Source organism: Streptomyces sp. NPDC102514 (genome assembly GCF_055584525.1).
In genome coordinates, this window is sequence record NZ_JBVJLW010000023.1 from 80,512 (window position 1) to 96,000 (window position 15,489).

Genomic DNA, 15,489 nt, shown 5'->3' on the forward strand with positions numbered 1-15,489 from the left:
TCACTGCGATCGTATGCTCGGAGGATGACGACTTCCGCGACCTCCGGAACCGGGCCCACCGAGAACGCCATGCGGCGCGCGCTCAAACGCGCCCGCGACGGCGTCGCCCTCGACGTCACCGAAGCCGCCGTGCTGCTCCAGGCGCGCGGCGCCGACCTGGACGACCTCACCGCGTCCGCCGCCCGGGTGCGTGACGCGGGCCTGGCGGCGGCGGGCCGCCCCAGCGTGATCACGTACTCGAAGAGCGTCTTCATCCCGCTGACGCGGCTGTGCCGGGACAAGTGCCACTACTGCACGTTCGTCACCGTCCCGGGCAAGCTGCGCCGGGCCGGGCACGGCATGTTCATGTCCCCGGACGAGGTCCTGGACATCGCCCGCAAGGGCGCCGCCGAGGGCTGCAAGGAAGCCCTGATCACCCTCGGCGACAAGCCCGAGGACCGCTGGCCCGAGGCCCGCGAATGGCTCGACGCGCACGGCTACGACGACACGATCGCGTACGTACGGGCCATCTCCATCCGCATCCTGGAGGAGACGGGCCTGCTGCCCCACCTCAACCCGGGTGTCATGTCGTGGACCGACTTCCAGCGGCTCAAGCCCGTCGCGCCGAGCATGGGCATGATGCTGGAGACGACCGCGACCCGCCTGTGGAGCGAGCCCGGCGGCCCCCACTACGGCTCCCCGGACAAGGAACCGGCCGTCCGGCTGCGCGTCCTCGAAGACGCCGGCCGCTCCTCCGTCCCCTTCACCAGCGGGCTGCTGATCGGCATCGGCGAGACGTACGAGGAGCGCGCGGACTCCCTCTTCGCACTGCGGCGGGTGTCGCGGGCCTACCACGGCATCCAGGAACTGATCATCCAGAACTTCCGCGCCAAGCCGGACACGGCGATGCGCGGCATGCCCGACGCCGAACTGGACGAGCTGATCGCGACGGTCGCCGTGGCCCGGCACATCATGGGCCCCGTCGCCTGCCTCCAGGCACCGCCGAACCTCGTCGACTCCGAGTACGCGCGGCTCATCGGCGCCGGGATCGACGACTGGGGCGGGGTCTCGCCGCTGACCATCGACCACGTCAACCCCGAGCGCCCCTGGCCGCAGATCGACCTGCTGCGCGAGCAGTCCGCCGAGGCGGGCTTCGCACTCCGCGAACGCCTCTGCGTCTACCCGGAGTTCGTGCAGCGCGGCGAGCCCTGGCTGGACCCGCGCCTGCTCCCGCACGTACGGGCCCTCGCCGACCCGGAGACCGGGCTCGCCCTGGCGGACGCGGTCGTGGAGGGCCACCCGTGGCAGGAGCCCGAGGAGGCGTTCACGTCGTCGGGGCGTACGGATCTGCACGCGTCCATCGACACCGAGGGCCGCACCTCCGACCGGCGCGAGGACTACGACCACGTGTACGGCGACTGGGAGTCGCTGCGGGAGGCCGCGGCGCCCGGAATGGTTCCGTCACGCATCGACACGGACGTGAGGGCGGCCCTCGCCACCGCGGCCGACGACCCGACCCGCCTCACCGACGACGAGGCGCTCGCCCTCCTCCACGCGGACGGCCCGGCCCTCGACGCGCTCTGCCGGATCGCGGACGACGTCCGGAAGTCGGCGGTCGGCGACGACGTCACGTACATCGTCACGCGGAACATCAACTTCACCAACGTCTGCTACACCGGCTGCCGCTTCTGCGCCTTCGCCCAGCGCCGCACCGACGCCGACGCCTACACGCTCTCCCTCGACCAGGTCGCCGACCGGGCCGCGCAGGCCTGGGATGTCGGGGCGGTCGAGGTCTGCATGCAGGGCGGCATCCACCCCGACCTGCCGGGCACCGCGTACTTCGACATCGCGCGGGCGGTGAAGGAACGCGTCCCCGGCATGCACGTCCACGCCTTCTCACCGATGGAGGTCGTCAACGGGGCCACCCGTACGGGTATGTCCATCCGCGAGTGGCTGACGGCGGCCAAGGAGGCGGGCCTCGACTCCATCCCCGGCACCGCCGCGGAGATCCTCGACGACGAGGTCCGCTGGGTCCTCACCAAGGGCAAGCTCCCGACGGCGACCTGGATCGAGGTCGTCACCACGGCCCACGAACTCGGCATCCGCTCGTCCTCGACGATGATGTACGGGCATGTGGACCAGCCCCGCCACTGGCTCGGACACTTCCGCACGCTCTCCCAAATCCAGCAACGGACCGGCGGCTTCACGGAGTTCGTGACCCTGCCCTTCATCCACACCAACGCGCCGGTGTATCTGGCGGGGATCGCCCGGCCCGGCCCGACCACCCGCGACAACCGCGCGGTGATCGCGATGGCCCGGCTCCTCCTGCACCCCCACATCCCCAACATCCAGACCAGCTGGGTGAAGCTGGGCACGGAGGGCGCGGCCGAGATGCTGCGCTCCGGTGCCAACGACCTCGGCGGGACGCTGATGGAGGAGACCATCTCCCGTATGGCGGGGTCGAGTTACGGCTCGTACAAGTCGGTGAAGGACCTGATCGCGGTGGCGGAGGCGGCGGGCCGCCCGGCGAAACCGCGGACCACGCTGTACGGGGAGGTGCCGGAGGAGCGGCAGCAGGCCGCGGCGATCTCCGACGGGCACCTGCCGGAGCTGCTGCCGGTCCTGGAGTAGACGGGCCGGACCACGGTGAGGGCAGGCCTCCGGTTCCGGAGGGAGTTCCCCGTCGGAGTAGGATGATCGGACCTCCGACGGGGTGTCTCCGACGGGGTGAGCCAGAGCTGAGGAGATGCGTGCCCGTGCCTGCCCGACGGCTTCCCTCGTGGGCCTGGGTCACCGGTCTGACCGCCGCCGCCCTGGTGCTGGTGGCCGTGCTGGCCGTCAAGGCCGGGGACGGGCCCCAGCCGACCGCGTCGGCGAGCAAGAAGACCGACAGCCCCTCCGCGAGTCCCAAGCCCTCCGCCTCGCCCGACGAGGCCGCGCCGGTCGCCGTACCGGACGGCTCCGGCACGGGACGGCGGATCGTCTACTCCCTCGCGCAGAAGCGCGTGTGGCTGGTCGACGCGAGCGACGCGCCCCGGCGCACCTTCAAGGTGTGGCAGGGGACGGTGAGCCCGGACCCCGGTACGTACACGGTCGGCACCCGCCGCGAGACCGGGACCGGCAGCGACGGCGTGGAGATCGAGAACATCGTCTACTTCGCCCTGGCGTCCGGCACCAACGTCGCCTTCTCCAACGCCCTCGACGGCTCCTCCCCGCCGCCGCCCGAGTCGGGCGCGACGACGGGCGGCGTCCGGATGAAGGCGGCGGACGGGGACGCGGTGTGGAAGTTCGGCACGGCGGGGACGACGGTCGCGGTCGTGAAGTAGTCCCGGGAGAGGCTCCGGAAGGGGATTCGGACGGGGTTCCGGGAAAGGTTCCGGAAGAGGTCCCGGGAGAGGTTTTCAGCCAGGTTCGGCGTCGGTCCACGCGTGCAGTTTGTCCGGGTTGACCACGAGCCACAGATCACGGACCCGGCCCGCGCGGACACCCACGCCGACCACGGCGACGGTCGTCCCGGCGATCCGGACGACGACCCCCGGGAAGCCGTTGACGTCGTCCTCCACGGCATCGAGCCCCGGGTCCTTGCGCAGCAGCCCGAGCAGGAACCGGGCCACCTTGTCCGCGCCGACGACCGGCCGCAGCGCCGCGCGGACCTTGCCGCCGCCGTCGCTGCGCGCCTCGACCGCGGGGTCGAGGAGGGCGACCAGCGTGTCGAGATCGCCGGTCCCGCACGCGTCGAGGAACGCCGAGACGACCCGCCGGTGCTCCGTCGTCGTCGCGCCCACGGGCCGCCGCTCGGCGAGCCGCCGCCGCGCCGAGGAGGCGAGCTGGCGGCAGGCCGCGGGGGAGCGGCCGACCGTCTCGGCGATCTCGGCGAACGGCACCCCGAAGACGTCGTGCAGCACGAAGGCCACGCGCTCGGCGGGGGTGACCGAGTCCAGCACCACGAGCATGCCCATGCTCACCGACTCGTCGAGCGTGACGCGGTCCGCGGGATCGCCGCTGCCTGCGCCCTCTCCGCCGCCCGCGCTGGTCCAGGTGGTGGCGCCGCCCCTGACGGGCTCGGGCAGCCACTCACCGGTGTAGCGCTCCCGGCGCACGCGCGCCGACGCCAGCTGGTCGAGGCAGATCCGCGAGGCGACCCGGGTCAGCCAGGCCAGCGGCGCGACGATCGCCTCCTGTTCGGCGTCGGACAGGGCGTACCAGCGGGCGTACGTCTCCTGGACGACGTCCTCGGCGTCCTGCACCGAGCCGAGCATGCGGTAGCCCAGCCCGAGCAGCCGCCGCCGCTCGGCCATGAGGTCCCCGAGGCCGGGGCCGGGACCGCTGCCACCGCTCACTCTCCCCGTACCTCCTTCTGCCCCTGCCCGACGTGCTCGGCCAGCCACGCGTCGAAGGTCTGGCCGCCCCGGGGTCCGGCGGACCCGGTCGGCAGGTTGCCTCCCTCGACCATGGCAGTGCCCGCCCTGCCGGGCATCTTCACCGGCAGCAGCAGTCGGCGCCGCCCGCGGGCCCGCAGCAGCCGCCGTGTCATGTCGACGAGCTCCTCGACCTGCGGCCCGGCCAGCTCGGGCGCCATGCCCCGCGGCGGTCCGAGGACGAGTTCCACGAGGTGCCGGGCGACCTCGCGGGCCGCCACCGGCTGCGTACGCATGCGGGGGACCACGGCGAGCGGCCCGGGGACCCGGTCGAGGACCTGGAGCGGGAACTCGTGGAACTGCGTGGCACGCAGCACGGTCCACGGAACGGCCCCGCCCCCGGCCCCGGCCTGCGCGACGACCTGCTCCTGCCGCAGCTTGCCCTGGTAGTAGCCGAGGCCGACGCGTTCGAGACCGACGATCGACAGGACGACGTGGTGCCGGACGCCGACCCGGGCGCCGGCGTCCAGCAGACGGCGCCCGGCGCTCTCGAAGAACGCGATCGCCGTTCTGGCGCGGGTGGTGTCCAGATTGCTGACGTCGACGACCGCCTCGACGCCCGCCATGGCCGTGTCGAGCCCCGCGCCGGTCACGAGGTCGACACCCCGTGACCTGGCCAGCACCACGGGCTCGTGCCCGGCCGCGGTCAGCTCCCGGACGACGTGTCCGCCGACGAGTCCGGTCCCACCGGCTACCGCGACGCGCATGACGAATCTCCCTCGGTCGTTACGGGCTTCACGGGATTCACGGGCTTCACGGGCTTCACCGGTACGAGCAGGACGGCCGACGCGAGTACCAGGGCCGTCAGCAGGACGACGTTGAGGACCTGGTCACGTGTGCCGTACATCCCCAGATGCCGCATGTGATAGCCGAGGTGCAGCACGTTGAAGACGAGCCACACCGCGCCGGTGGTCTGCACGAGCCGGGTGTTCCGTACGGAACACAGCGCGATCGCCGTGAGCGCGGCCAGCGCGAGGAACATGGCCCCGGCGTCCTTGGCGAGGTGTTCGTTGTACGGGCCCAGCTGAGGCAGCCAGCTCATCCCGAACCCGGGAAAGCCCGCGTGCCACTCCTTCGGCGCGAAGTAGGCCCAGGCCCCGGTGTACAGCGCGGTCACGCCCAGGAAGCCGAGGGTGGCGTACCGGATTTTCGTGTTCATGCCTCTCTGACGAGACGGCCCGCGAAAGTGTGAGGCGGGCCCTGTCCGGCCCGGCCGCTCAGGGCTCCGGCGGCCGGGCGGCGGGACCGTCGGTCAGGGCGATGTGGGCGGTGACGCGCTTGCCGGTGTCCTCGAGACGGACGTAGAAGTCCTCGGCGACGGCCGCGACGATCTCCAGGCCGTGCCGGCCGATGCGCTGCGGGTCGGAGGCATGGACGGTGGGCCGCACAGCGACGCTGTCCTGCACGGTCACCTCCACCGTGGAGTCCGCGATGCGCAGTTCCATCAGCGCAGGCCCTGGGGCGTGCCTGCGCGCGTTGGTGACCAGTTCGCTGACGACCAGCTGGGTGAGGCCCAGGGCGTGGTCGGAGACGATCACGTGCTGCTCGGTGCCCGCGCGGGCGAGGAATTCGGCCGTGAGACGGCGGGCCGCGGCGATGCACGAGGTGTCACCGCTCAGCTCCATCGCGGTGGATATGACAGGCGGGTCCGATCCGTTCTCACCGTCGACTGACTGCACGACCTCGGCCCGCCTTCGCGTTCGCCCGTGGCGGCCCGGTTCCGGACACGGTCCGCGCTTCCCATGACTCTGGCAGTCGCGGGCCGACCGGTCGAGACGGCACGTCGTCCGCCGACTCCTGTTCAGCCAGAGCCGAGTTGATCCACACTGGGACCCGTACCCGACCCGGCGTGGCGAGGAGGCGGACCGGTGGCGCAGGCAGGGCCGTCGTGGCAGGAGCTGATCCAGCAGGGCAACCGCGCCGGATTCGTGGGACGGGACGCCGAACGGGCCGCGTTCCTCGCGAACTTCGACCTTCCCGTGACCGACACCCGGCAGCGCTTCCGCTTCCATGTGCACGGCCCCGCGGGCGTCGGAAAGACCTTCCTGGTCCAGGAGTTGCGGCAGCTCGCAGGCGAACGCGGGGCGCTGACCGCGTACATCGACGAGCGGGTCGGCAGCGTGCCGGAGGCGATGGCCGAGGTGGCCCGCCAGTTCGCCGACCAGGGGCGGCGGTTGAAGGAACTGGAGCGGCGGCTCGCCGTGTACCGGGACCGGCGGCACGAGGCGGAGGCCGCGGCGCTCGCCGCCCTTGCCCCGGAACAGGCGCAGCAGCAGGGACAGCACGGGCAACCGCAGCCGCAATCGCAGTCGGCGTCCGCCGGGAGCAGGACCGCCGTCGGACTCGGCCTCGCGGCCGTGGAGGCCGCCGTACCGGGCGCCGGACTCTTCACGAGCGCCCTGCCCGCCGACCTGCTCGCCCAGGGCGCGGACCGGCTGCGCACCGGCCTCAGCGCCCGCTTCCGCAACCCCGACGACATCGAACTCGTCATGTCCCCGGAGAAGGTCCTCACCCCGGTCCTGCTCCGCGAACTGCGCGCGGCGGCCTCCGCCACCCCCTGGATCGTCCTGTTCCTCGACACGTACGAAAGGACCGGCCCGTTCCTCGACCCGTGGCTGTACGACCTGGTCACCCGCCAGGAGGCGGACAGCGGACTGCCCGCGACCGTCCTGGTGGTCACCGCGGGACAGCGCCCCCTGGACACCGACCGCTGGAGCGGCCTCGGCTCCGTGGCGGACGTGCCGCTGGCGCCGTTCACCGAGTCCGAGTCCCGCGGCCTCCTCGCCGGGAAGGGGGTCGTCGCCGAACCGGTCGTCAAGGAGGTGCTGCGCCTCACCGGCGGCCTGCCCGTCCTCGTGTCGACGCTCGCGGAGACCCGCCCCGGCGTCCCGGACGACGTGGGCGACCCGAGCGCCGGAGCCGTCAAACGCTTCCTGCAGTGGGAGCCCGATGACACCCGCCGCCAGGTCGCCCGCGTCTGCGCGCTGCCCCGGCAGCTGGACGCGGACGTCTTCCGGGTCCTCGTCGGCCACCCCGACGACGGCATGGACGTGCCGGACGAACCGGACGAGCTGTACGACTGGCTGACCGGGCTGCCGTTCGTCGGCGAGCGCGGGACCCGCGTGCGCTACCACGACGTCGTACGGGCCCCGATGCTGCGGCTGGAGCGACGCCGCTCCCGGCGGGAGTGGGCCGGCCGCCACCGGCGCCTCGCGGAGACGTTCGCCCGCTGGCGGACCGAGGCCGAGGCCGGCCGGGAGACCGGGACCGAGCACCTGTGGGCCGACGAGGAGTGGCGCGAACTGCGCCTGGAGGAGACCTACCACCTGCTCTGCGCCCGGCCGCCCGCGGCGCTCGGCGCGGCCCTGCGCACCCTGGTCGAGGCCTGCCGCGAGGACGCCGTCCTCGGCCGGGCCTGGGCGCGGATGCTGGAGGACGCGGGCCGCGACACCGACCACGCCGACCTCGCCGAGTGGGGCGTACGACTCGGTGCGGCGCTCGACGACGACACGGCCGGGATCGCCGGCGCGATGGCCCTGCTCCTGGCCCGTCCCGGCCCGGACCCGGCCGGCCGGGCCCTCGCGCACACCCTGCGGGGCCGGGAACTGCGCTACGGCGGCGAGCACCGCCGGGCCCTGGAGGAGTACGGCAGAGCCCTGGAACTGGACCCGCGGCTCGCCTGGGCGCACTACGGCCGCGGCTACACCCTCCAACTGCTGGACGACTTCCCGGCGGCACTGGCCGCACTCGACCGGGCGGACGAACTGGCCCCCGGCACCGGATGGATCATCGCCGGACGCGCCGAGACCTACCGGCTCGCCGGCCGCTTCGAGGAAGCCGTCGCCGACTTCGACCGCGCCGTCGCCCTCGTCCCGGCCGACGCCGATCCGCTGACCGGCCGGGCCGTGAGCCGGCACGCACTCGGGCGGTACGACGAGGCGCTCGCCGACTTCGACCGGGCGCTCGGCATCGAACCCGACAACGCGTGGGCGCTGGTGCGCAGGGCCCGGTTGCGCCGCACCAGGGGCGAACCGGCCGAGGCGTTCGCCGACCTCGACCGGGCGGTCCGGGTCGCCCCCGAAGCGGCCTGGGTCGCCTCGGAACGCGGGGACGCCTACCGGCTCGCCGACCGCCCCGAGGAGGCCGTCACCGAACTGACCCGCGCGCTCGCCCTGCGACCCGACTACGCCTCCGCCCTCGCGAGCCGCGGCGCCGCCCTGTGCGACCTGGCCCGTTACGAGGAGAGCCTGGCCGACTTCGCACGGGCCGTCGAACTGCGGCCCGACTACGCGTGGGCGCTGGTGATGACGGCCCGCGTGAAGAACGGACTCGGCGACCGGGCCGCCATGTTCACGTACCTGGAACGAGCCGTCGACACGGCCCCGGACATCGACTGGATCAGCCACGAACTGGCCGTGGAGTACCGCGACGAGGGCCGGTACGAGGAGGCGGTCGCGGTCTTCCGCCGCATTCTGGACGCACGCCCGGACGACGAGACCGTACTGGCCTGCCTGAAGGGCCTGGGCGGCACGCACCTCCTCGCGAGGCAGTACGAAGAGGCTTTCGTCCTCCTCTCCCGCGCCCTGGCACTGAGCCCGGACGACGGCTGGACGTACGCCATGCGCGCGCGGGTCTGCCTGGCGACCGGCCGGACCGGACAGGCCCTCGCCGACCTGGACCGCTGCGCCACGCTGGAACCGTCGTCACAGGCGGCCTGGGCGCGCCGCACGGCCATCGAACTCCTGACGCGGTGCGACCGCTGGGACGAGGCGACGAGCCGACTGTCGGCGGCGGACGAGACGGATGAGGCGGGCGACCTCGACGACCTGCGCTGCGACGTGCACCGCCACGCGGGACGGTGGCCGCAGGCCCTGCGCACGGCCGAACGGCTCCGCGCGACGGCCCCGATCCCGGGCACCTTCGCACTGGCGATGACGGTGAGCCAGTCGGAGGGCCTGCCGGCCGCGGAACCGCTGTGGCGGGAACTGGCGGCCCTGGTGGCCTCCGACGCGGAACTGCCCGCCCCGGAGAGCAGCCTGGGCGACCTGGAACGCAGCCAGGCGCGCTGCTTCCTGGCCTGCGCGCTGTCGGACTGGCAGGCGGCACAGGAAGCCCTGACGGACTTCCTGACCCCCACCCCCGACTGGGACGACCTGGCGACCCTCACCCAGATCCTCAAGGACCTCCACACGTCCCCGGAGGCCGACGCCCCGCGCATGGACCGGTTGCTGACCGCGGCAACAAGGGCCGACGAGGAGATCAGATCCCACCAGGCCCCGTAAAGGACTCCCGTCGGCTGCGACCCCGGTGGGGGCTGGCCGCGCAGTTCCCCGCGCCCCTAAAAAGCGGGGCTACGCCCCTGCTTTTGCCCCTTCAGGGGGCGCGGGGAACGGCGCGACAAGCCCCCACCGGACCCGCAGACCCCGACAACCTGCCCACCCTCTCCGGGAGGCTCCTAGGCGTCCGCCCCCACCCCCGCCCCCCGATCCACAGGCAGATGGATCACGATCAGTACAACCGAACTCAGCAAGAACACCCGCATGGCCGCATCCAGCCCGTTCCAGTCCTCCGACTGCCACATCGCGAACCACTCACCCCCCACCGCGAGAAACCCCGCCCCGAAGAGCAGCATCAGCATCAGCAACCCCGCCGTGGACGTCCGCCGGGCCCGCGCGACATCCCGCCGCACCCACTGAACCGTGCCCAGGATCAGCACGAGCGCAGCCACCGTCTCCCACGCGATGATCGCGACGTACGCCGCGTCCTGGAGCGCCTTGGACTCGACGGCCCGCCACATCAGGTCGTCGTCCTTGAACGTGGTGTCCATGGCCAGAACGTGCCGCACGAACTGCTGGTTGGTGCCGAAGTCGGTGATGTTCCCGAACGCGACCAGCGTGATGTAGAGCGCGACCGTGCCGGTGAGCAGAGTCGCGGTGATCGGTAGGGCCCGTGCTGCCGCCATCCTCAAGTCCCCTAGCTGTCAGGTGTGTTGCGGAACGGAACACCTGACACCAGACACCATCCACGCCACACGGACCACCGATTTTCCGTCGCACCGGCTTCAACCGGCCGTACCGGCGTCACCGCAGCCGGTCGACGTACCGGTCGGTCCCCGGCACCGTGGGTATGAACGGCGCCACCAGCTCCACCCGCCCCAGCCCCGTCTCGGTCACGGGCTCCTCCAGCCCGGTGAAGTACTCCTCCCAGCACTCCCGCGGATCCGCCTCCAGGAACCACAGCAGCGTGAGCCGCGTATCGACTCCCTCGACCTGTTTCACGTACGTCATGCGGTCGCCGGGCAGCGGGGTCGGCCGGAAGACCGTGACCATGGCGGCGGGGGAGCCGGCGAGCCGTTTCGGAAGGTGCCGGGACCGCAGCCATTCCAGCAACTCGGCGCGCCCGGCGGCGGATTCGGCGTCGACGACCTGAAGCACCAGACCCTGGTACGGATGGTCCAGCGCGTGGAAGTCGCGCGGCCCGGCGGCCCCGTCCCGGTACACCGTCGCCTCGTGGTCCTGGAACGCGGTGAAGACGTGCGTACGGTCCTGGTAGACCCGCCCGTCCCTGTTCAACCGCTTGTTGATGCCCACGGTCCACTTCATGTGGTCGTCGTGGCGGCCGTCCGTGATCCAGTACGTGGAGAGGTAGCACCCGGCGGTGACCGGCTGCGCGACCGCCGATTTCTCGGGCCGGCGCAGCAGCTGGAGGTCGCGGGTCGCCACCCACCGCCGCCCCGCGTACATCCAGGGCATCGCCATCGCGCCCGCGTAGTAGTGGTCGTCCTCGTACCACCGGTTGTACGCGTACTCGTGCCCCGGATGCGGTTCCACCATCGTGATCAGGGCATGGCCGGGACGCACCCCGTACGGGCCGACGGCGGCCAGCTCCCCGTACACCTCGCTGCGCGTGTCGTCGAGCATGACGCTCCCCTTCCACCGCTTCGCGCTCTCTTCCGTCATCTGCCGGACGCCCCTACTCTGACGGACCGTCAGATCGACCGCCAGGGCCGGGAGGACCGCAATGTCACTGCTCCAGGGCAAGACCGTCGTCGTGTCGGGGGTCGGGGCCGGGCTCGGTCACCAGGTCGCGGCGGCCGTCGTGCGGGACGGCGGGAACGCCGTGCTCGGGGCGCGTACCGAGGCGAACCTCGCCAAGGCCGCCGCCGAACTCGACCCGGACGGCGCGCACACGGCGTACCGGGCCACGGACATCACCGACGAGGGCCAGTGCGAGGCGCTCGCGGCGCTGACCCGGGAGCGGTTCGGGCGGCTCGACGCGGTCGTCCACGTGGCCGCCTGGGACAGCTACTTCGGTGGCCTCCAGGACGCGGACTTCGCGACCTGGCAGGCCGTGCTCGACGTGAACCTGCTCGGCACGCTGCGGATGACCCGCGCCTGTCTGCCCGCGCTGAAGGAGCGCGGCGGTTCCGTGGTCGTCATCGGTACGCAGTCGTCCGTCGCCGCCCCCTCCCAGGTGCGCCAGGCGGCGTACGCGGCCTCGAAGGGCGCGCTGACCAGCGCGATGTACTCGCTGGCGCGGGAGCTGGGGCCGGACCGGATCCGGGTGAACACCGTGCTGCCGGGCTGGATGTGGGGCCCGCCGGTGGAGGCGTACGTGCAGTTCACGGCGTACACCGAGGGTGTGCCGGAGGCCGAGGTGCTGGAGCGGCTGACCTCGCGGATGGCGCTGCCCGAGCTGGCCACGGACGCGGACGTGGCGGATGCCGCGGTGTTTCTGGCCTCGGACCGGGCGCGGGCGATCACGGGACAGTCGCTGCTGGTCAACGCGGGGGAGTTGATGCGGTAGCGCCCACTTGTCCCGTTCGCCTCGTCGATCGAAAACGTTCAGGGACATGAACCGAGGTCAGTAAGCAGAACTATTTTACTCCCCTTTGACCGTACAGGCAGTTGTCGCAGTCATGCCATCGAACCCACGATGAGCGGGCGCTTCACGACCCTGACGATCCTGGGAGAGGGCATATGAACGGTCTCGACTGGGCCGTGCTCATCGGCTACTTCGGCGTGATGGTCGCGATCGGTGTCTGGTCCCACAAACGGGTCGACAACGTGAGCGACTTCTTCACGGCCGGCGGCAAGATGCCGTGGTGGCTGTCGGGCATCTCGCACCACATGTCCGGCTACAGCGCGGTCATGTTCACGGGGTACGCGGCCATCGCCTACACGTACGGCGTCACTTCCTATGTCACCTGGTCCTTCCCGATCGCCATCGGTATCGCGATCGGCGCGAAGGTGTTCGCGCCCCGGCTCAACCGGGTGCGCTCACGGCTGCACGTGGCCTCGCCCCTGGAATACCTGAAGAACCGCTACAACCTGCCCACCCAGCAGGCGCTCGCCTGGTCCGGCGTCCTGCTGAAGATCGTGGACGTGGGCGCCAAGTGGGCCGCCATCGCGACCCTGCTGTCCGTCTTCACCGGTGTCTCGCTCAACATGGGCATCCTCATCACCGGCGCGATCACCGCGATCTACTGCACGGTCGGCGGGCTCTGGGCGGACGCGCTGACCGAACTCGGCCAGTTCATCATCCAGTTCATCGCCGGTATCGCGATGCTCGTCGCCGTCATGGCCGAGCTGAACGGCTTCAGCACCCTGTGGAGCGTCTGGGACGAGCCCGCCCTCGACGGCCACACCAAGCCGCTGGCCGGCCCGTACATGATGGTCTTCCTGATCGCGTATCTGTTCATCAAGACCTTCGAGTACAACGGCGGCATGTGGAACCAGGCCCAGCGCTACATGGCCACCGACTCCGCGAAGTCCGCCACGCGCTCGGGCGTCCTGTCCGCCTCGCTCTGGCTGATCTGGCCGCTGGTGCTGTTCTTCCCCATGTGGGTCGCGCCGCTGATCATCAAGACCGACGTACCGGCCGATTCGTACGCGCTGATGGCCGAACACCTGCTGCCGCACGGGCTGTTGGGTCTGGTCATCGTCGGGTTCTTCTCCCACACGATGGCGATGTGCTCCTCGGACGCCAACGCCATCGCGGCCGTCGTCACCCGCGACATCATGCCCGCGGTCTCCCGCAAGGCCCGCGAGTGGGACACCCGGATGGGGCTGCTGGCCGCGCGCTGGGCCACGCTGCTCTTCCTCGGTCTGTCGATGGCCATCGCGACGCAGGTCAACACCGCGTTCTTCGGCGACATCATCACCGTCGTCATCAAGTGGGTGGCCGGTCTGATGGGCCCGATCGCGATCCCGCTGATGCTGGGCCTGCTCCCGTGGTTCCGCAAGAGCGGTCCGACGGCCGCCCTGATCAGCTGGGCCCTCGGCCTCGTGACCTTCTGGCTGGTCAACTACCCGATCAGCTGGAACGTCGACGGCGGGGTCCCGCTCCAGTACCAGGTGTCGATCCCGCTCGCGGTGTCGCTCGTGCTCTACATCCTCATCGGCTATGTGAAGCCCGAGGACACCCCGGAACGGGACGCGCTCATCGCGAAGATCAACAGCGACGACGGCGGGTCCGCCGCCGCGGCGATCCCGACCCCGGCCGGCCCGGCGGACGACGTGGTGGGCGCACCGGTCAAGGACTAGGGCCTGTCGTCAAATTCCCGCCTGCCGGGCGACGCCTGGCACGCTCCCCCAGCCTCCGGCCGGGGGACCCCCACTCGCCGCACCGGGCGAAAGCCCAAGTACGTCCAGTACGCGGACTTCCGCCCGGCACTCCCCCAGCCTCCGGCCGGGGGGACCCCCAGAGCACGCACCAGACGCCGCCCGGCCCGCCCTCCGGGCGGACGCCGGGAATGTGACGACAGGCCCTAGGGCTGAACCGCGCGCACGACGCGTACGTACGACTGAGAGGGTGGCCGCTTCCTGACGAGCGGCCACCTTCTCCCGTACGGGGCGGGAAAGAGGCGCGTCGCCCGGGTGCGTCGGACCAAGGTGCGTCGGACCCGGGCGGTCAGGCGCGTGCGGTCAGGCCGGCCGGGACCGGGGTGGCGGCCGTGCCGGAGAGGGCCGCGTAGCCGCGGGGGTAGCGGGCCAGCCAGCCCTGGGACGAGCCCGCCGGGCCGTGCAGGGCAGGGCCCTGGGTCATCTCCATCGCGAAGTCGTCGGCGAGGACGAGCATGGTGGGGCGGCCCTCCAGCTCGGCCAGCCAGCCCGGCGGCAGGGCCGTCTCGCCGTGCAGGGCGCCGAGCAGCCCACCGGTCAGGGCGCCGGTGGCACCCGAGGCGCCGCCGTGGTTCACCGACAGGCACAGCCCGTGCCGGGTGTCCTCGCCGACCAGGGCGCAGTACACCGCCGCCGAGAGCAGCTTCTCGGCCGTGCCCTCCCCGGCCAGATCCTCGACCCGCTGCGGCGACGGCATGCCCTGCCGTACGGCCCCCAGGGCCCGCTGGAGCGCCTCGGCCACCTGTTGCTGCCCCGGGCGCGGTGCCAGCAGCTGCAACGCCCGCTGGACGGCCGTGTCGAGGCTCTCGCCGCGCGCGAGACCGTGCACGACGACGGCGTACGCGCCCGCCGACAGGTAGGAGAGCGGGTGGCCGTGGGTCTGCGCCGCGCACTCCACCGCGAGCTGCATGACGAGCTGCGGCTCCCAGCCGACGAGGAGCCCGAAGGGCGCGGAGCGGGTCGCGGCCTCGACGCCCCGCTGGTCGGGGTTCTTGGGCGCGTCCAGGGTGCCCATCGTCTCGTCGCCGAGGCCCAGCAGATTGGCGCGCGCGGGATCACGGCGGGCGTACAGCCACTCCTCGCGGGCCAGCCAGCCGTCCTCCTTGCGCCGCTCGTCCGGGCCCCAGTCGCGCTGGGTGGACGCCCAGCGCAGATACGCCCGGTGCAGATCCGTCGGCGGATGCCAGGCACCGGTGTCCCGGCGGACCTGGGCCCTGATCAGCCCGTCGATCGAGAACAGGGTCAGCTGCGTGAGGTGGGAGACGGCTCCGCGTCTGCCGTACCCGTGGGCCAGATCGGTCAGGCCCTCGGCGCCGTGTGCCGCCCGGATCTGTTCCATCGAGAGGTCGCCGACGGGGGAGCCGAGCGTGTCGCCCACGGCCGCGCCGAGGAGCGTGCCACGCACCCGGCTGCGGAAGTCCTGCTGTTCGGCACGGCCCCAGACGGCACCGGCTGTCGCACCCACCGAG

Annotated in this window: 12 protein-coding genes; 5 read left to right on the top strand and 7 right to left on the bottom strand. The window is 72.1% G+C overall.

Annotated features, from left to right (window positions below):
• The first annotated feature begins 24 nt into the window (after positions 1-24).
• A complete protein-coding gene (locus ACZ60E_RS40125) occupies positions 25-2,610 on the top strand; it encodes a bifunctional FO biosynthesis protein CofGH (protein WP_469447065.1) in 2,586 nt (861 codons plus the stop codon).
• Between the two features lie 119 nt (positions 2,611-2,729).
• Positions 2,730-3,305, top strand: coding sequence for a hypothetical protein (locus ACZ60E_RS40130; RefSeq protein ID WP_469447067.1), 576 nt, complete (start codon positions 2,730-2,732; stop codon positions 3,303-3,305).
• 75 nt (positions 3,306-3,380) lie between these two features.
• On the opposite strand, the gene sigJ is transcribed toward ACZ60E_RS40130, so the two are convergent.
• Genes sigJ through ACZ60E_RS40150 form a run of 4 tightly spaced genes read right to left on the bottom strand, consistent with a single transcriptional unit; the run spans position 3,381 to position 6,076 of the window.
• Positions 3,381-4,277 carry an RNA polymerase sigma factor SigJ gene (gene sigJ, locus ACZ60E_RS40135; RefSeq protein ID WP_469447136.1) on the bottom strand — a complete coding sequence of 299 codons (897 nt, stop codon included), beginning with the start codon at positions 4,275-4,277 and terminating at the stop codon, positions 3,381-3,383.
• Between the two features lie 38 nt (positions 4,278-4,315).
• Entirely contained in the window at positions 4,316-5,104 is a 789-nt protein-coding gene (locus tag ACZ60E_RS40140) for an SDR family oxidoreductase (protein ID WP_469447069.1), read from the bottom strand.
• A complete protein-coding gene (locus ACZ60E_RS40145) occupies positions 5,089-5,556 on the bottom strand; it encodes a hypothetical protein (RefSeq protein ID WP_469447071.1) in 468 nt (155 codons plus the stop codon). The genes ACZ60E_RS40140 and ACZ60E_RS40145 overlap by 16 nt, the downstream gene beginning before the upstream one ends.
• Positions 5,557-5,614: 58 nt before the next feature.
• Complete coding sequence (locus ACZ60E_RS40150) at positions 5,615-6,076, bottom strand: ATP-binding protein (RefSeq protein ID WP_469447072.1); 462 nt, start codon at positions 6,074-6,076, stop codon at positions 5,615-5,617.
• A gap of 189 nt (positions 6,077-6,265) precedes the next feature.
• Here ACZ60E_RS40150 and ACZ60E_RS40155 point away from each other — a divergent pair, with 189 nt between their 5' ends.
• The gene (locus ACZ60E_RS40155) at positions 6,266-9,679 is read left to right on the top strand and encodes a tetratricopeptide repeat protein (RefSeq protein ID WP_469447074.1); all 3,414 of its coding nucleotides are present in this window, start codon (positions 6,266-6,268) and stop codon (positions 9,677-9,679) included.
• A 173-nt stretch (positions 9,680-9,852) separates the two neighbouring features.
• On the opposite strand, the gene ACZ60E_RS40160 is transcribed toward ACZ60E_RS40155, so the two are convergent.
• Complete coding sequence (locus ACZ60E_RS40160; RefSeq protein ID WP_384810614.1) at positions 9,853-10,359, bottom strand: DUF2165 domain-containing protein; 507 nt, start codon at positions 10,357-10,359, stop codon at positions 9,853-9,855.
• A 118-nt stretch (positions 10,360-10,477) separates the two neighbouring features.
• The gene (locus ACZ60E_RS40165) at positions 10,478-11,317 is read right to left on the bottom strand and encodes a hypothetical protein (protein ID WP_469447076.1); all 840 of its coding nucleotides are present in this window, start codon (positions 11,315-11,317) and stop codon (positions 10,478-10,480) included.
• 100 nt (positions 11,318-11,417) lie between these two features.
• Here ACZ60E_RS40165 and ACZ60E_RS40170 point away from each other — a divergent pair, with 100 nt between their 5' ends.
• Both ACZ60E_RS40170 and ACZ60E_RS40175 read left to right on the top strand, forming a co-directional pair.
• Positions 11,418-12,203: an SDR family oxidoreductase gene (locus ACZ60E_RS40170; protein WP_469447077.1), complete on the top strand. Its 786-nt coding sequence runs from the start codon at positions 11,418-11,420 to the stop codon at positions 12,201-12,203.
• A 173-nt stretch (positions 12,204-12,376) separates the two neighbouring features.
• Positions 12,377-13,942, top strand: a complete 1,566-nt coding sequence (locus ACZ60E_RS40175) for a sodium:solute symporter family protein (protein WP_384810623.1) — start codon at positions 12,377-12,379, stop codon at positions 13,940-13,942.
• A 367-nt stretch (positions 13,943-14,309) separates the two neighbouring features.
• Here the strand turns inward: ACZ60E_RS40175 and ACZ60E_RS40180 are convergent, their stop codons facing one another.
• Positions 14,310-15,485 carry an ADP-ribosylglycohydrolase family protein gene (locus ACZ60E_RS40180; protein ID WP_469447078.1) on the bottom strand — a complete coding sequence of 392 codons (1,176 nt, stop codon included), beginning with the start codon at positions 15,483-15,485 and terminating at the stop codon, positions 14,310-14,312.
• Positions 15,486-15,489: the final 4 nt, after the last annotated feature.